Annotated in this window: 16 protein-coding genes and 1 pseudogene; 6 read left to right on the forward strand and 11 right to left on the reverse strand. The window is 42.9% G+C overall.

Going from position 1 to position 17,799, the window contains the following annotated elements:
* Positions 1-304: 304 nt before the first annotated feature.
* Positions 305-490 (reverse strand): annotated as a pseudogene (locus A8L45_RS25290) (IS630 family transposase); the annotation flags it as partial.
* A gap of 243 nt (positions 491-733) precedes the next feature.
* On the opposite strand from A8L45_RS25290, the gene A8L45_RS11775 reads away from it, so the two are divergent.
* Positions 734-1,195: a GNAT family N-acetyltransferase gene (locus A8L45_RS11775; protein ID WP_175401976.1), complete on the forward strand. Its 462-nt coding sequence runs from the start codon at positions 734-736 to the stop codon at positions 1,193-1,195.
* A 210-nt stretch (positions 1,196-1,405) separates the two neighbouring features.
* Here the strand turns inward: A8L45_RS11775 and A8L45_RS11780 are convergent, their stop codons facing one another.
* From A8L45_RS11780 to A8L45_RS11800, 5 genes are all read right to left on the reverse strand, one after another.
* Positions 1,406-1,813, reverse strand: coding sequence for a GNAT family N-acetyltransferase (locus A8L45_RS11780; protein ID WP_068902478.1), 408 nt, complete (start codon positions 1,811-1,813; stop codon positions 1,406-1,408).
* Positions 1,814-1,929: 116 nt separating this feature from the next.
* Positions 1,930-2,520 (reverse strand): DJ-1/PfpI family protein, encoded by a 591-nt coding sequence (locus A8L45_RS11785; protein ID WP_068902623.1) that lies wholly within the window; start codon positions 2,518-2,520, stop codon positions 1,930-1,932.
* Between the two features lie 25 nt (positions 2,521-2,545).
* Positions 2,546-2,974 carry a VOC family protein gene (locus A8L45_RS11790; RefSeq protein WP_068902480.1) on the reverse strand — a complete coding sequence of 143 codons (429 nt, stop codon included), beginning with the start codon at positions 2,972-2,974 and terminating at the stop codon, positions 2,546-2,548.
* Positions 2,975-3,095: 121 nt separating this feature from the next.
* On the reverse strand, positions 3,096-3,737 hold the full coding sequence (locus A8L45_RS11795; RefSeq protein WP_068902482.1) for a glutathione S-transferase family protein: 642 nt from the start codon (positions 3,735-3,737) through the stop codon (positions 3,096-3,098).
* Between the two features lie 833 nt (positions 3,738-4,570).
* The gene (locus A8L45_RS11800; RefSeq protein ID WP_068902484.1) at positions 4,571-4,774 is read right to left on the reverse strand and encodes a hypothetical protein; all 204 of its coding nucleotides are present in this window, start codon (positions 4,772-4,774) and stop codon (positions 4,571-4,573) included.
* A 543-nt stretch (positions 4,775-5,317) separates the two neighbouring features.
* On the opposite strand from A8L45_RS11800, the gene A8L45_RS11805 reads away from it, so the two are divergent.
* The 4 genes from A8L45_RS11805 to pfkB all read left to right on the forward strand — a co-directional run bounded on the left by A8L45_RS11805 (position 5,318) and on the right by pfkB (position 10,051).
* On the forward strand, positions 5,318-6,157 hold the full coding sequence (locus A8L45_RS11805) for an AraC family transcriptional regulator (RefSeq protein WP_068902485.1): 840 nt from the start codon (positions 5,318-5,320) through the stop codon (positions 6,155-6,157).
* A gap of 388 nt (positions 6,158-6,545) precedes the next feature.
* Positions 6,546-7,940, forward strand: a complete 1,395-nt coding sequence (locus A8L45_RS11815; protein WP_068902486.1) for an NfeD family protein — start codon at positions 6,546-6,548, stop codon at positions 7,938-7,940.
* 13 nt (positions 7,941-7,953) lie between these two features.
* Entirely contained in the window at positions 7,954-8,730 is a 777-nt protein-coding gene (locus A8L45_RS11820; RefSeq protein WP_068902487.1) for a slipin family protein, read from the forward strand.
* Between the two features lie 373 nt (positions 8,731-9,103).
* Complete coding sequence (gene pfkB, locus A8L45_RS11825) at positions 9,104-10,051, forward strand: 1-phosphofructokinase (protein WP_068902489.1); 948 nt, start codon at positions 9,104-9,106, stop codon at positions 10,049-10,051.
* A gap of 496 nt (positions 10,052-10,547) precedes the next feature.
* Here the strand turns inward: pfkB and A8L45_RS11830 are convergent, their stop codons facing one another.
* The gene (locus A8L45_RS11830) at positions 10,548-12,125 is read right to left on the reverse strand and encodes a sensor domain-containing diguanylate cyclase (RefSeq protein WP_245680709.1); all 1,578 of its coding nucleotides are present in this window, start codon (positions 12,123-12,125) and stop codon (positions 10,548-10,550) included.
* Between the two features lie 1,203 nt (positions 12,126-13,328).
* Between A8L45_RS11830 and A8L45_RS11835 the strand changes: the two genes are divergently transcribed.
* Positions 13,329-13,799, forward strand: coding sequence for a YaiI/YqxD family protein (locus tag A8L45_RS11835; RefSeq protein WP_068902493.1), 471 nt, complete (start codon positions 13,329-13,331; stop codon positions 13,797-13,799).
* A 6-nt stretch (positions 13,800-13,805) separates the two neighbouring features.
* On the opposite strand, the gene A8L45_RS11840 is transcribed toward A8L45_RS11835, so the two are convergent.
* From A8L45_RS11840 to A8L45_RS11855, 4 genes are all read right to left on the reverse strand, one after another.
* Positions 13,806-14,660 (reverse strand): lipase family protein, encoded by an 855-nt coding sequence (locus A8L45_RS11840; RefSeq protein ID WP_068902495.1) that lies wholly within the window; start codon positions 14,658-14,660, stop codon positions 13,806-13,808.
* A 114-nt stretch (positions 14,661-14,774) separates the two neighbouring features.
* Positions 14,775-15,278 (reverse strand): hypothetical protein, encoded by a 504-nt coding sequence (locus A8L45_RS11845; protein ID WP_068902626.1) that lies wholly within the window; start codon positions 15,276-15,278, stop codon positions 14,775-14,777.
* A gap of 489 nt (positions 15,279-15,767) precedes the next feature.
* A complete protein-coding gene (locus A8L45_RS11850; protein WP_068902497.1) occupies positions 15,768-16,904 on the reverse strand; it encodes a PQQ-dependent sugar dehydrogenase in 1,137 nt (378 codons plus the stop codon).
* Between the two features lie 203 nt (positions 16,905-17,107).
* Complete coding sequence (locus tag A8L45_RS11855; RefSeq protein ID WP_068902500.1) at positions 17,108-17,776, reverse strand: SRPBCC family protein; 669 nt, start codon at positions 17,774-17,776, stop codon at positions 17,108-17,110.
* Positions 17,777-17,799 lie beyond the last annotated feature (23 nt).

A 17,799-nucleotide genomic window follows, 5' to 3' on the forward strand; every position in this document is an offset into this window, starting at 1 on the left:
GCTGCCGCCATCGTTATTGGAGCCAGAGTTATCACTTAGCGGGTTAGACTCAGGTGAGGGGCTGCATCCGCTCAAAAAAAATAGCGTAGTCAGCGATAAGACGATTATTAAATTTTTCATCTTTTTTACTCATCTTTATATTACGTTACCCAGAATACTTAAAGGTCAATACAAAAAATAAGCCAGGCAATAAGAAAAAATAGACAGAGCTGAGATATCCAACAAATCACTCAATATATTGATATTAGTTTATTAAAAAATATGGCGAGTTAATTTTTACCCTAAATAACTGATGCGAATAGTGCTACATTTTCGCCGTGCCATGGCAACCTCCCGGGTGCGGCGATACGTTATTCATAAAGTGCTTCACCTTCCTGAGCAATTGCCACATATGTTTACACCTGTGATTCTGAGTAATTGTCTCATGGAGAGCATTCCACAATAGCTTTATGACGTTGAACTAAGGGCAATAAACGGGCTGGAACATTAGTATGACGGCCATCACTCAGTCCTTTTGTCGGTGTGTTTCGGTTTGGTGATTGATCAGATCGCAAAAAACGGACTGAGTTTCTCTTTTCTTTGAGATCTACTATTAGGAGCAGCTATTTAGCATGTTGTAACGAATAAATTAACAGGGCAGTCACGTGTCCCGATACTTTTCACTGAGGGAAAATGTTTACGGCTTATTAATTAAGTTGGACTAAATACCCATTATTAAAACGTTATGAGAAAGATGATGAAAATAAGAAAAGCACAATTCACTGATTCAGAAGCTTTGGCTGCTTTGTGTATAACAGTTTGGATTGATACCTACTGCTCTGAAGGGATTGAAGCAGCGCATGCAAACTATGTGTTAGATGAATATACGGCAAAAAATTTGAAACAACGCATAGTAAACAGTACGGTTCTCGTTGCTGAGGTTAAAGGATCACCTATTGGCTTGGCTATTCTCAATGGTAAGTTAGGTGAAATAGAAACGTTATATGTTCTTTCGCGCTTCAAAGGCTTAGGCGCGGGAAAGGCCTTGGTGGATGAACTTAAAAAGCACACTAATCTGGAGCTTTACTTGACCTGTTGGGAAGGAAACGAACCCGCCCTTCAGTTTTATAAACGTATTGGTTTTATGGAAACTGGAGAGACTTTCTTTGAACTGGATGGAAAGAAAATCCGGAATGTAGCGCTCGCGTGCTCATAACAAACTGGGGTTCAACCTAATCATTGACATGTCCATTTAGATTTATACGTTTCAACGACTGGCTGACACAAAAGAACCCCTCATCGCTGGAAACACCTACCATTCGACAGCCAAATCACACGGCAAAAGCTGACCAGAGCTTTTCGGATCATTTTATGAATTTTTCTTTTAGCGGCATGTTTACTAAAAAATGTCGCTATTGGCAGCTAACTAATGTTCATCTCCTTGATATACCCACATAGGTTCGGTCTGGCCTGCGCGTTCAAAGCCGAGCGCTTTATAAAAATCAACCGCCTCTCCATCTGCGGTCAGCATTTGCTGGTGGAAGTGGCGATAAACAGTTTGCATTGTGTTCATCATTTTTCTCCCGATCCCCTTTCCGTGGTGGTCTGGATGAACCAGCATGTGCGGGAAATATACCACCAGAAATCCGTCTGATATTGCGTTACCAATACCAACAAGCTTTCCCTGATTACGTGCGGTAACGAGGGTATGAGAGTTGCGTAAGGCCGCGAGCAGCAGGCTGGGTTTATCTGCTGATGACCAGCTATTTGCACGGTAAAGCTCAATGGTTTTTTCTTCTTCGATCTTACCGTTAAGTTGAATCTCTATTTCCATGCCTGTTCCCCGATCTCTCATTTCGTGCGTCGTCAAATAGGTTTGATTTTTCCAGTGAGCGATCGTCTCGAAAGCAATCGTCCCGAAAGAATATTCTGCTTATTTAATTCTATGGTTTACTGTGCGTTGATCGTTTTTAATACAGTGGCTATCCGTTCTGTTTTACCTTTTACAGGTAATACCTGCTCCAGCATCTGTGTTGTGGCATCGAGGCCAAGTAGACGAAAAGCCACCCAAGCTGAGAGGTGCTCAGCAGCCAAACATCCTCCGGCACTTGCTACATTATCCTGACTACTGAATGATTCTCCGCTGACTTCTACGTTGCGTTTATGGAGGAATTCTTGTGTCTTTTCATCGCAAGACACCTTAAAACCAATGGGGAGTAGCTGAAGCCTGTCGAGAACCAAGGCACCTGAACACTGACTGGCAATGATCTGCCTTTCAGGATAAAGATGGATACAACGCATAAGCGTAGCGTTTTCAATATGCTTACGCGTGTTAATGCCGCTACCAATAATGATGGCGTCGTACTCAGCGAGGTTTCTGATGGCGTCATCGACGGATACCGTCAGTCCATTGCTGGAGCAAACTGATTGTTTTTCTGACACTATTTTTGCAAGCAGACCGTGGCTTTTTAACCTGTTAAGCATTGAATACGCGACGAGTGAGTCGATTTCACTGAAGCCACTCAGCGTTAAAATCGCCACCTTTTTAGGTGTGATTGTCGACCTGCTATCCACTGATACATCTCTCCGCTATATGGTGACCGGGGTTAAGTTGCAACAGATCCCAGAGGTTTCCGTATAGGTCTGTAAATACAGCGACCATGCCGTAATCTTGTTTTTTCGGTGGGCGGACAAAAGCAATGCCGATGGAGGTCATGTATTCATAATCGCGCCAGAAGTCGTCAGTGTTAAGAAAGAGAAAAACCCTCCCAGCTGTTTGGTTGCCAATCACCTCAACTTGCTCGGGCGTTGACGCCTTTGCCAGTAATAACGTCACGCCATCCGAGCCGGGAGGTGCGACAACTACCCAGCGTTTATCCTGTTCGGATTGATAGGTATCTTCGAGAAGTTCGAACTTGAGTTTATTAACGTAAAAATCGATTGCCTCGTCGTAGTCTCTTACCACTAAGGCAACGTGCACGATATTCTGTTTCATGTTTACGTCCATTTATTCAAGATGAAGTCGGATTAGAACAAGATGGTCGGCCTATTCATCAGAGACGGGTAAGCATTCTGTCTCTTTAACTCATCAATATAAAAGTGTGTATTTGATGACCCTAGAAAGTTTCTCGGCCTCTTAATTCACTAAAATCACTCATTATCCATTTTTTGTAGCCTTCGCGAATTTTAAGAGATTCATACCACCCTAAAACACGAGTGGGTATATCTATAGTGACTCCCTGTGTGGTTAAACGATAAAGTACTGCCCCTGCACAGATATCAGCCAAGGTGATCGTTGGGCCAGATATAAAATCAGATTCTTTTAACGTTTCTTCAAGAATATTTAAACAGGCTACGCATTCACTGACTGCGGCATTCACTTCATCCATGTTTCTTTTGCTTTCTGGCGTTCTGTAAAAACCCCAGAAAACTTTCATAAATGATGGCTGAAAGGATGTATGTGACCAATCCATCCAACGTTCATATTGAGAGCGTTGATAGGGATCATCTGAATACCAGTGGTCTCTGCCATATTTTGATGCCAAGTAGCGGAGTATTGTATGTGACTCCCAGATAATCTTCTGTCCATCAATCAGCAACGGCACTTTTTTAATCGGCGTTAAGGCGGCAAATTTCTCATCGTCAAGTCCACCAAATTTGCCACCTAATTCAATATGCTCATAATGTATTTTGAGCTCGTCCATGAGCCACAGTACCTTTTGCACATTGAATGATGTCGTTCTCCCGTAAATTTTCATAACGTTTTATCCATGTAATACTTGCAACCTGTTTTTGGGGGATCCTTCCTGCACCGACTGAATGGTGTATTCATGCTTGTCATAGAAAGGCGTCGCCTGAAAATTCAAAGTATCCAGAAGGCATCGCGAACAGCCTCTATTTTTCCCCTGCTTTCTCAGTTAGGGCCAAGAGATCTGTTCCTACGTTTTGTTCACTCAACTCCTCCGCGACCCATAGGGTATCGAGTATTTCTATGTTCGTGGGAAGGTCTGATTCTCCTGAGTGGCTGACGAATCAGCAAAGCGGGTAAGCACCAAATCATGAGTCTGATTACGTTATCAATCAATAGAAGCTGGGTATCCCTACGAGTCTTCTCTCATTTCATTTGTGGGAGCCTTTATCCACAGCAGAGATATTTATTACGATATCGAGGCATCAATATATGCTGCGCCTAAATTAAGATGATTCGATTTTAAGTGTTTTTTACAGGTGCTAAGGCCAGCTACCAGTTATTAGACATTTATTATCGATATGAGGGAGTGCGATAGATAAAAAGAAGCATCTGAAAATACAGAGTTAACCTCTAGGGTAATACAGAACGAGTAAGTAGGCGTGTATCACTCGGTTAACTTAAAAGGTGATAAAGGATATTTCACTATAGGTAATGGAATACTTATCTCATTACAGACCCGGCACAGATAGCGGTAGCAAAACGATGATGAAATAGGTAACAACAAAGCCCGTATATCTCTAGGTCGAAGTTTTTTTTAGATAACGTTACTTATCCGTTGAGATACTGGGGCTCTGCTTGTCGTGGCGTGTTATTGCCTCTCAAAGCACACAATACAATCAGTTACGTCTCAAGCTCGACGCTGCACTTTCCGAAACCTTCAATATCTAGATCAAACCCGCCCGCACCAAGGTCATTAGTTACACCAAGTAACACCCGTGCAAGCCCGTCTAATATCTGCTCTGGCTCCAGTTCCATCTCAATGCACTTTTTGGCTATAAAGTCTGAGAGTTCCTGAGCCTGTTCTTCCGGTATTCTTTCTGTCATCGTTTATCAATTTTTTCGATTTTTTCACTTATAAAAAGTGTAGCGCTGGTGAGTTAAAACCTTACTTTGCAGAATCTATGGCATGCTGACTTTGTTTTTATACTTGACTGAACGCGTCGCTTTAGGCGGAAACCGGAGTTTAATCACCAAGAAATAACAACCTGCAGCTGAATTAAACTGAAGGTTCGAACTGCAGTCACCTCACAATGTTTTTCGCGGATTCGATCAAGCCAGCGGTTGTGAGGAAAGCTAGTAATGTATCAGACGGTATTCTTTGACTCTTTTTTCATTTATCTGGTGGGGAACAGACTGTCAATTAGGATATTTGTCCTTACTGGCAATGTCCGTGTAGGTAATCCATTTCAATTTGAGCGACAAAGTAAACCAGACTGGGTTTTTCATCCGTATATCTAAACATCTGTATTTGTAGCCGACTCTTATAAGCCCGCTACATTCAAGTTGTTATAACTCTGTTAAAAATATGTTTTGTTTTAAATGCGAATATAACATTTGGCTACAGAGTTCAGAACCAGGCAAGGTGATATGGCAATCGTTGAAACGGAGTTGCTCAATGACGCTGATGAGCTCAATTCTTTGGTTATAGGTCTAACTGCGAATAATGATCCAGGAAGTGCACATCAGTATCAACACAAAAAAGCACAGGTGCTCTACGTAGCAGATGGTTTCATCTCTCTGTTCGTAAATAACACCCAGTATATTGTTCCTCCAAGAAGGGCTATCTGGTTACCGCCCAACGTGCGGCACACGACTCGCATATACAAAGGCACGGAGTATCGGTCGCTGTTCGTCCATCAAAACGTTAGCTCGCTTTTCCCTACGGAGATTAAGATTGTCGACAGCAACAATCTCATGAGAGAGCTGATAGAACGTATGGTCCAGTGGAACTGGGATAAGCCCATTCGCGAACAACAACCTATGTTCACTGTTTTGTGTGACGAGATAAACAATGCGGTGAGTGAAACCCTGACCCTAGCGTACCCAGAAGACAGACGTTTGATAGATTGGTTGGATGCGCTCAATGAAGGTGAACTCAAACCTCAGCCACTTAAGGATATGGCAAGGGATATAGGCGCAAGTGCCAAAACAATAAGCCGCATATTTACGCGCGAAACTGGCATGGCTTATCAATATTGGCGTCAACAGTGGCGACTTCATGAAGCCATTGGACAGTTGTCAAACGGTAGGCCTGTTACTGAAGTTGCAAGGAATCTCGATTTCTCCAGCGTCAGCGCATTTATCAGCTTTTTCAGGAAGATCACTGGTGACACTCCGGGGCGTTACCTAGTGTCAGGTGCACTGCATAACGGTTATCACAAACGGGGTAATCATCTGTGCTCTCTTGACCCAGAAATGTGTGAATAAGCTTGTATCAATAATCATTCTCATTTACGATTCGGTAACGTGGTTTAAACATTAGCGGAGTCTGAGATGACATCTCTGCAAAACAGAATACCGGTCGAGGAATGGGAATCTGCTAGAAAAATTGATAAGCAGCCGGAGCCTGTTGTTCAGCTCGAGATCCCTTTATCCAAATTAGAAAAGATTTTTGAGAATGGAGGACTGTGCGCAGCTGAGTTTAGGTGTATGAACAAGCAATCGAAGCTCCTTATACAGGCTCTGTGCTTAAATCATTGCAAGAAGAGACTGCAGCAGCTCTAGATTTTACTTTTTGTAGACCGCCTCCGCGCTGGGTAGTTTGAAGTTCTATACTTTACCTAAGCAATTTCCATCGATTGGAAGGCGGCGAGATATGAACAAACGCATCGCTCTATTTCTCACCTTACTTTTTAACACTTTCCTTGTGCAAGCGGATGATATCTGGATAGTGCCGCTCAATGGTGCTATTGGACCAGCCACCAGCGATTATGTTAGCCGAGAAATTCGTGCCGCTAACGAGCAGGGCGCGGAAATGGTGATCCTTAAAATGGATACGCCCGGTGGGCTCGACGCCGCAATGCGCGACATTATTAGAGAAATTACCTCATCGCCCATTCCTGTTGCTACTTGGGTCGGCCCGTCAGGTGCAAGAGCGGCAAGTGCTGGCACGTATATTCTTCTTGCTAGCCATATTGCTGCCATGGCTGAAGCCACGAATCTAGGTGCTGCGACACCAGTGTCTATCGGTGGAGGTAGTTCACCGCCACCAACCGATGGAGAAAAGTCACAGGAAGACCAAAACCAAAAAGGCGACGAGAGTGATACCGAGAGTAGTGAGAGTACTCAGCAAGATCCGGACAAAGTACCGTCCTCAACTGCTCTAGAGAAAAAAGCAGTGAATGATGCACGTGCCTATATCCGGGGGCTTGCAAGACTCCACAACAGGAACGCGGATTGGGCTGAAAAAGCGGTAAGTGAGGCAGCAAGTTTAGATGCAACTGATGCCAAGTCGCTTGGGGTAATAGATTTTATCGCTAACTCCGTGGAAGAGTTAGTTGCTAAAACTGAAGGAAAGACCATTAATCTCAATGGCAAACAAACCTTAGTCTTTATTGAAAATGTTCGCTGGGTCGAGAGAGAGCCAGACTGGCGTGCAGAATTCTTATCAGTATTAACAAATCCAAATGTTGCCTACATCTTAATGATGATTGGTATTTACGGCCTGCTACTGGAGTTTTACAGTCCCGGCGTTGGTCTGGCGGGCGTGCTTGGCGGTATTTCCTTGCTCCTCGGTATGTACGCATTGCAAATGCTACCCCTAAATTACGCAGGACTCGGCCTTATCATCTTAGGAATCGCTTTGATGGTATCTGAGGCATTCAGTCCGAGCTTTGGCATATTTGGGCTCGGCGGGATCACCGCTTTCGTCTTTGGTTCCGTTTTTCTGTTCGACAGTAATGTTGAAGGCTATCAAATCGCGTTTCCTATCATTGCTGGTGTGACGGTTTTCTCGCTTGTTATCACTGTTGTTTTGTTGTCCATGCTGCTGACGACTCGTCGTAAAGAAGTGGTAACGGGTATAGAAACGATGATCGGTAAGTCGGCGCAGGTGCTCGATAATTTTTCTCAGGGGCAGGGTGAAGTGCAACTGGGCGGGGAAAGATGGCGAGCGATAAGTGATACCGAACTTGAAAGAGGACAGGACGTTGTAGTCGAACAGGTGAATGGACTGACCCTGAGAGTGAAACCACTGGATAGTCATAGATAAAAGGAATACAACCATGGTGCTATATACTGGGCTCGTTGTTCTTGTATTGCTGGTCATTTTGTTGTTCAACATGTTCCGTATTCTTCGTGAATATGAACGCGGCGTTGTCTTTTTCCTCGGTCGTTTCCAAGGTGTAAAAGGGCCGGGCCTAGTGATTCTGATCCCTGTTGTACAACAAATGGTGAAAGTCGATTTGAGAACCATAGTATTGGATGTTCCCACTCAGGATCTCATCACGAAGGACAACGTATCGGTAAGAGTGAATGCCGTAGTGTATTTTCGGGTGCTGGACCCTCAGATGGCTATCAATAATGTCGAAAGCTATCATGAGGCTACCAGTCAGCTATCTCAAACGACACTTCGTTCAGTACTGGGGCAACACGATCTGGATGAATTGTTATCTGAACGGGACAGATTGAATAAAGACTTGCAAGGTATTCTTGACCAGCAAACAGATAACTGGGGCATTAAAATTGCTAACGTCGAAGTTAAACATGTTGACCTTGATGACAGCATGGTAAGAGCATTGGCCCGCCAAGCGGAAGCTGAGAGAAATCGACGGGCAAAAGTAATCCATGCTACAGGTGAACTTGAGGCTTCCACTAAGCTCTGTGAAGCTGCGAAAGTCCTCAACAAAGCCCCAAATGCTCTACAACTCCGATACATGCAAACATTAACTGAGATTGCCAACGAACGTACTTCGACGATTGTGTTTCCTATCCCCGTTGATTTAGTTGAGAAGTTCAGCAATGTCATCTTCCAGGAAAACAATGAGACCAAAGGCTCATAGTACTTTTTTGCTGTAGAGAATTCACATCATTCCTTACTCCAATGCCCCTTTAAAAGGGGCGATCAAGCCTTTTTCGACCTTTCCTTGAGTAAGAAAAGATCCATTTATTTTTACAAAAGTGTCATTGAGTCAGTATCTAAGCTAGACATCGATCTGACTTTCCAACGTTTGTAGGTCTTGCTGCCATAGTTGTATGTTAACTGAACAACTGCTTGCAATTCTTGTCTTTAACCTTCAGCATGTCTGCCTAAAAATACATCAATGTTAAGGGTTTTATGCAGGATTTTCCGTTGGCAACCTTTGTTTTTGCTTCTTTTTTGGGGAATACACCGCGACAGTCAAATACCTCGCATAAAACGATAAGCGGGGTACTATGAGTAAAAAGATATTTTCGGGTGTTGTTGCTGTGTGCCTTAATCCGGCTCTTGATGTGACTGGCTCTCTCGCCTCTCTCAATTCAGGTACGCTTAACCGAGTCAGTGACAGCGACGTTTTTGCTGCGGGTAAAGGAATTAATGTTGCCAAGGTTCTCGCTAACCTCGGCGCACAAACAACAGTGACAGGTTTTCTTGGCGAAGAAAATGCGAATGCGTTTGAACGGCTATTTTCAGACAATAAAATCATCGACGCGATGATTCGTGTTCCCGGGAGTTGCCGCAACAATATCAAGCTATCTCAACATGACGGCCTTACAACAGAAATTAACTTTCCGGGGTTTTCTGTGCCGCCATCTGCTCTTGATGCCTTGGGACATACATTATCCCGTCTTGCGCAGGAACATGATCTCTTTGTTATATCCGGCAGTTTACCCTCAGGCATTTCTCCTGTCAGGTTGGCTGGCTGGATTCATTTTCTGTGTTCACTTGGCAAAACGGTTTACTTTGACAGTAGTGGAGAAGCGCTGTCGTCAGGTATAAATGCAAAGCCAGCGTTGATCAAACCCAATCAAGAGGAATTCTCAGAGTGGCTTGGAGAGCCCGATGGCTCGATAACTGATTTTCGCAATTATTCACAAAGACTGATGGCAACGGGAATCGAGAATGTCGTCGTCTCTCTTGGTGATGAAGGTGCAGTATGGCTTCGACATGGTGAATGGATAAAATGCGATGCACTGGATGTCGATATCGTCAGTACTGTGGGTGCAGGGGATAGTTTATTAGCGGGTTTTTGTTGGGGCTATCTTCAGGGCTGGTCACAGCAAAAGACATTTAGGTTTGCCATTGCTTTATCAGCGTCGGCGGTCTCACAAGTTGGGGTGGGCGTCAGTGATATTACTGATATCACTCGGCGTGTTTCTGAGGTGAACCTTTCTCCAATTTAGTCTTCGAGTGGATACGCAGTCATGCTGTCGTAATTCAAGTGAAGTGATATTGGCTGTTAGGTAAAAAACGCTAAGCGCTAAAGGCGAAATGATGACGGTGCTTAGCGGTAATGAGCCGAGCAACAGATAAATAAAAATAAAGATGTAAAATAGTGTTGAAAACTTCAACTTACTGAAATTGTGCATAAAAAAATAGTTACCCACAATTTCAGTGGATAAGTCTTTGGGTAACATTTGGTTAATCAAGTTGTCATACTGAAAACACCTTGCGTATCGGGAAGATGGAATGAAGTAACCGCAAACCAGAGTGTAATAAATGGCATCACTGTGGATGTAGTTGATACTGTTTTTTGGTACGCATAGATAAAAAGCCAACTTCTTAGGTGTTGCCTTTGTATCGGACATTTGCGGAGTCGGTTGTCCACTGAATCAGTTTATCGTGCCAATGCTATCGCTGAATTGACACGACAAAGAAGAGAAAGAATGTTTGGTCGACTTAACGGCAATACTGATTTTTTGAGTTTTGCTTAGCGGCATACATAGATTTATCGGCAAGTTTGACGAGGCTGGTGGCGCTTGTGCTGTCTAAAGGATAGATTGCTACACCAAGACTCAATGTGACCTCGATATTTCCGCACAATTGCGACAATCCGTGCCGGATTGATGTCACCAGCTTTTCTGCGATTTTCATCGCTGTCTCCGGTGTATCTATATCCTTCAGAATCACAATAAATTCATCTCCACCAAGCCTGCCAACAAGGTCGTCCTCCCTCACTGTTTCAAGTAGTATGTTGGCTGAGGCTTGAATGACTTCATCTCCGCGATGATGCCCCAGAGAGTCATTAACGGCTTTGAAGTTGTCGAGGTCGGCAAACATCACAGCGAACATGGTCTGATTTTTTTCAGCATCCAGCGTAATTTGCCGCAGCCTATCCATTATCAGGTGGCGAGTTGGTAGACCGGTGAGCATGTCATGGTGGGCCATATGACTGAGTTTTTTCTGTAGCTTCTCTCTCTCAATCGCATTGCGCTTGAAGACCTCCAGTGCCTTAGCCATCACGCCGACTTCATCTTGTCTGTCTGATACTGATATGTTGATATTTAACTCGTTCCGCGCCAGTCGGTGCATGGTCTCGGTCATGGCAACGATAGGATTAGAGATATCTGATGCCAGCGAGTAGCCAATAAAGAAGATGATCAGGCATGATAGAAGCCCAGTGGTAAATAACATCTGCCCCATATGATGCAGAGGTGCCAACACCTCACTCTTTTCAGCGTCTGCGATAATTGCCCACTTCAGGCCCATAAATCGAAAAGGGGCGTAGGCTGAAAAAACAATGATGTCACGATAATCCTTACTGATTGATGTACCTGATAAGCCACGAAGAGCCAAATCGACAGCCTCAGTGTCGACTCGTGTAAGCAGAATACTTCTTCCTTCAATAAAGCGAGAGTCGCTCCGAAGAAGAAGGTCTGGGCCCACAACATACGTCTCGCCCGTTTTCCCCATTCCCGCTGTCACTTGCATAACATCATTCATTGGCTCGATGGGCATTTGAAATATCAGTACACCAAGATATTGTGAAAACTCATCAAACACTGGTGTCCCCATAAAACTGGCTGGTTCATTGAGGCTCGGCGGGTAAGGAGAAAAATCCGTCAAATGTAATTTACCTTGAATCGGATTTCTGTTTATTTGCCTGAATAATTCTGCCAGTTCAGTTTCTTTCCATTTTCCGTCCAGCAGATTGGTGGCAAAGTCCTCTTCTTTTCTCACCGAGTAGATTAGGTTACCGAATTGATCGATGAGAAAGGTATCGTAGTATTTTTTTGTCGTTGATAAATGCCGGAATGCGCCATGGTATTTTGCATGAATATAACTGTATAGAGAGTCATCCCCTGCCGTCATATAGGCACTTTTTTGATCGGATTTAAAGGGGTTATCCTTTATGTAGAGTTTCTGTAATCCCTCTTTCCTTGGTTCAGCAAACCCATTCCATGCAGAAGTGAAATCAATAATGGCGGATCGAACAGTCGGACTTTGCGACTGGTAAAGTAGATCCTGTTCTATCATTTTAAAGTATGACGTTAATGAATAGCGTCTAGATTCCAAAAGAGAGTAAAGTTTTGAATTGGCTGATGTTTCCAGTTGCGATGATGCAAAGTAAAAAGATATTAACCCCGTTAAAAATGAGGATACAATAGCGAACGAAATAATAATAAATGGGAACTTTCTTGTTATTTTTACGTTCTCAAGCATCCTTACCCCCAAGGTAATGTCTCAAGGTATTACCAAAATATTCAAACGTCCCTGCATACTTTTTGTGTTTCTTTCTATTCATATGACTGCTTTCTATATGTACAGAATAAGATTATTATTTTTAAGTTAAGTTACTCATGTTTCAATATGTTATGATGCATCGGTAACCGCCTGTCAGTAATGTAAAACAATTTTAATCCGTTCATCAAGACTAACAATATTTAAATCAAATATACCTAAATTAAAATTTCATTGTTGATGCATTATTTTTTGGAAGAAAATCAAATTATGCATTATAGCCACGGTCTTTTTTTGTTTTAAGCGTAATGTTTTTCCTCTTTTTTATATGAAATAATGAAATTAGTATTATTTTTGAATCATACGTATAAAAAATGATAATTTGCATACGTATCTTTTATGGTGCCAAATAACCCCTTGAGCAAACTGCTTTCTATACTCTCGTTATATTAATTTATTCGTGATATTAAAATCTGTTGAAATCACTAACCTATCTCTTTTAAATTTACGCTATGAATTCATAATAATAATTTGTTCAAGTATTTTTTATTCATTTTGATTTTTTAAATCATATTAATTATCGAATAGAAGATAGATAAATTATTTAACGTGATCGCTGACCATATATGTTATAGGAAACACTTTAGATGATATTTAAAACCTTATAGTAAAAAGTAAAACTAGCGTTCAAAAGTTTCTATTGATTGCCTACTATCGGCAATACGCACCTCTCTCCAATCACTAAGAGGTTGAGTTGGTTGATCTGCAGATAAACAATTCACTGGCACCAAGGTGTTTGTAGACATCCTCATATTGTGATTGAGAGGATTACCTGATTGGTTTAAGCACAACTTCCTTACATCGATAGAAGATGAAATGACACCCTGTAATGAACACCTTCCGTCTCATTAAATGTTCATCAGCGGCAGGATATGATTGTCTATCTGAATGATAAGAGGGATACTTTGCTCTGCAAAGTTAAATGGAAAATAAACAATAATGAATACGATTTGGGTTGATGCAGATGCATGTCCATCTGTAATTAAAGACGTTCTATTTAGAGCAGCCGATCGCACAGAGACACCTCTCGTATTGGTCGCTAACCAACCACTGCGAACACCACCGTCAAAATACATTAGCCGACTTCAGGTCGCCAGTGGGTTTGATGTAGCTGATAATGAAATAGTGAGAAGGTGTCAGCCTGGCGATTTGGTGATCACTGCAGATATTCCACTCGCATCAGAAGTGATTGATAAGCGCGCACAATCCCTAAACCCAAGGGGTGAACTGTACACGACGGAAAATATCCGACAGCGCCTGAATATGCGTGATTTTATGGATACCCTTCGGTCAAGTGGCGTGCAAACAGGGGGGCCGGCAGCGTTAAGTCAGGCTGACCGTCAACAGTTCGCCAATGCCCTAGATAAATACCTGCAGAAACTGGTAAGAGAGAGAAAATTAGGTAACTAAACCTGATTAATGGTGATCGAAATAGTCTTTGCGTCTGATGTACTTATCCATGAAGTGATAAGCGATTGGGCGCATTAGCCAACTTGCCAATACTCTAAATATCCTCACTGGCGAGGGAATATCCTGATAAATTCGATTGTTATGTAACCAAATCATTTTTCCTACATGCCAGTAGATAAATGGTAATCCGGGTAAAAAAGTCACCATGTCTACATCACAGCATATGCGGTATGTTTTATCTTTGAGCTGGTAATGTTTCTTAAAAGACCAAAAGCCCGGGGCCGGTTGTCCAAATGTGACGATTCGCTTAATGATTCCGGGGTATTTTTGCTCTAACATTTCAGCAGAAATCACAGCCATACATCCGCCCGAAGAGTGACCTGTTAATATCATTTTTTTTCCGAGCTTCCTGAGTTCTTTGGCACATGCCTCTATCTGATGATAGACAGTATCTCCTTCAGAATGACAAACATCGGAGGCTTGTGCGATTTCAGCTAAATGATTGTCACTCAGTCGTTGATAGCGGGTGTGATATGGATTTTTGGCTTTTTGACTACGCTGATGGAGCTGAAAATAGAAACCCAAGTGTACGTGACCAGCGTAGTGTTCCGTTGGCAATTTCTTTGGCAGGCAAATCAGGTTAGTCAGCCAGTCAGACAAACAATGTGAGCCTTTGAACACGACAACCGCATCGCGTTTTTCGCCCCAAAGAACACGAATTATTGTATTACCAAACCTATCAGTAATATCGCGTCTGCAATGTTTGTCAAACCCATATTCTGTATGATCAAACACCTTTGGATAGGAAGCCCGACAGAGAATAGCGTAATGTTCATATTGATAACGCTTAAGTCTTTTCACGCTTCCCCTTCACAGACAGTGCATACCCAAAAGACGTCACAGAGCCGTTAAAATAAAAACAAATAAAGATGTCAGTTGTATTTATTTTGTGAGGCACTCACAGAGCATAGGTGGTTAGTCGTACTGCTGCAAAAAAGGAGTGAGGTGTGTATTGAAGGTTAACGCTTTCAACGGACCATGATTTTTAAGCAACCAGGAAGCATTTGAGCAGTTTCCAACACCAATAACGGTTTGTACCAACAATTTGAAGTCCCTGAGCCAGAGACTCTTTTGACGTTCAGACCAGTGCTCCTGATAAGAAGACAGGTAGTGGTCTACCCACCAGTATGCACCTCTGACAAATTTACTGAGAATATGAGTGCCCGCCTGTATTTGCTCCTCACTGCCATCGAGGGCAAACTCATCAGCAAGGTTCTTTCCCTGAGTGACCGCAACATAGTTCTTACAGTGTTTAAACAGCTCCAATTGCAGAGCAGAACCCGAATCGCAATGCTGCAAAGCAAGGGTCGGTATTGGCAAATACTTGGCATTGCTTCTGAACAAATCGACACTGCGTTTGCCCGGCAGAAGATTTTCTATCACGAAGAAGAGATCAAGGCTGATTTTTTCACTTTTCAAAAGGTCGTCCTGCTGCACAATTTAATGCCTATCAATCCGGATAATGTAATTGAGAATAGCCGAATGACTAAGCATCAATTAACTTTGCTACTGAGCAAGTAAATCGATTTTTGCTATATGTCACATTTTTGTTCGTGGAATTGATAAGAAACGTCTTATTCTCGCGGCAATAACGTGCATACTTGCAAGAGGGTTGGAGTACATGAGAATGGGCGCTTTTCAGCACTCTGCCGAAAAAAACGACACCCCGCATAATGACGGGGTATCGGGTATTTGCAAGCAAAGGTATTCATGACGCTTTTTTCTTAACATAGATATGATTGTTTCTTCTGTCCATAATAAGTTACAAATAGTGTCATGTTTTCCAGCGCTAATCACTCGATTGTCAGGATATTGAATCGTGTAAATAATTGAAAATTATGTATAACTACCGTCTTACTCATATTGAGCCATTTAATTCGAGGTGGTAGATTTTCTTTACAGCGCTCTTTAGGATCCTTTGTTAGAGGTTTGTATCGGTGAAAGGCGGAGAATTTTCCCGTTGTTTGCGTCCGTTAAAAGGTAAATTGCTCCATCTGGCCCTTCTGCAACGTCCCGGATGCGGCCATACTTACCGTCCAGCATTCTCTCTTCGTGTATCACTTTCTCCTCGCTGAGCTTTAAACGGACCAGCTGACCAAATTTCAGTGAGCCCAATAGAAGATCACCGTGCCAGTGTTCAAAGACTTTGCCTTTTACCATAGTCAAACCTGACGGAGCGATTGAGGGCACCCAATAATGTATAGGTTGTACTAATCCATCCTTTTTTGTGCCAACACCAATCTTTGAGCCAGTCACATAGTTAACGCCATAAGTTATTTCGGGCCAGCCATAGTTCAGGCCACTTGAGACAACATTGAGTTCGTCTCCCCCCTGGGGTCCATGTTCATGCGCCCAGATTGTCGTTCCATCATTTGACAGAGTCAGCCCTTGTATATTTCTGTGACCAAAGCTGTAAATGTCAGACTTGGCATCTTGCTTAGAATAGAAAGGGTTGTCGTTCGGTACTGAGCCATCAAGATTGAGTTTTATCATGGTTCCCAAATGGTCAGATAATTTCTGCGCTCTGTCACGTTGTCCCCGGTCACCGAGGGAGATATACAGGTAGCCATCTTTTATCAGGAGTCGACTGCCATAGTGTCGGGTTCCCGCTACCTTGGGCGCCATGGCAAAGATAACCTGTGTATCTGTCAGTGTATTTTCATTCAGAGTTGCCTTGGCAACACTAGTACCTGATTTATTTTTCTCATGTTGGCTGTAAGCGATGTAAATTTGCTTAGATGTGGGGTAGTCAGGAGCGATAGCCAACCCAAGAATTCCACCTTGGCCCCTCGCTTTTAAACCGGGCAGCGAAATATCGATATCGGCTGTATCTCCTGAAGGCGATATTCTCTTCAAACCACCATTTCGCTCTGTGACCAGCATGTTACCACCAGGCAAAAATACGAGTGACCATGGGTGATCAAGGCCACTTGCGACAGTAGTAATATTAATCGTATGTTCATCGGTATTTATGGTGTCGGCTGTCGTCGAAAACGGGAATAGATATGCTGACACGATAAGTGGGAGTGATCTTAGAATATTCATCTTATATCCTTAACCGCCAAGTATTATCCTGATGATATACCTGTTGCTAATAAAGATTTAGTGATGGTGTAGATAGATTGAATGAAAATTATTGGAAACAGTAAGATGTGATTGTTTTAGAAAATAAGCAGCTTAGATTGATCATGTTATATAAGCAGCCTAGGTGAGCTGCTTATATAGCATGATCAATCTAGTCGGTATTTTCAACGTACAGCCATTGCAGATGCAAGTTTATTCGGTATGACGGTCACTGTTTTTTGCCGCTCTGTATGTGCAATAAAGTTACGCAGTGTGTTCTTAACTACCGAGCGCGTGTTGGCGTTGACAGCGAAAATTGGACGATGATTAGGATTAATATGTAACTTCAGCTCCGCCGCTAACTGCCCGTTACCAACGTCCTCAAATCGGAAATGTCCCTTGATATCGGTCATTCTCACCGCATTGTCTGACTCAGGATATGCCTTTTCCTGTGCAAGCGTCATTGTAAAGAGATGATTAACCCGTCGATAGGTGAAACGTAGGTAAGCGTCTCTGTTTTTTATTCCCAAAGGTGCTGAAAAAACAATATGAAGCGTTTTATCGGCCGGGGTGTGCTCTTTGACAACCTCGGTGTCCACCAAAGAGTGTACCCAATGCGTGAACTTTTCAGTTTGGGTTAGCATCAGCACAGGTTTTTCGATTGGTACATTTATCAGGACCCGACCGATCACGGTATCATAGATATCTTCTAACCCTGTGTATGATTTGACGACGATTCTGTCGGAATACAGTGCACCATCGCTACCTCTAACCTCAGCCGCAGCAGAAAAGGGAACCAACCAAAAAAGCAAGGCCTGTATTGCTGCTTTGGCGTTGTTAACAACGGGTTTCATACAACATCCTTATTTGGCTCTGG

The sequence above is a fragment of the Veronia pacifica genome (genome assembly GCF_001707825.1).
Classification (GTDB): domain Bacteria; phylum Pseudomonadota; class Gammaproteobacteria; order Enterobacterales; family Vibrionaceae; genus Veronia; species Veronia pacifica.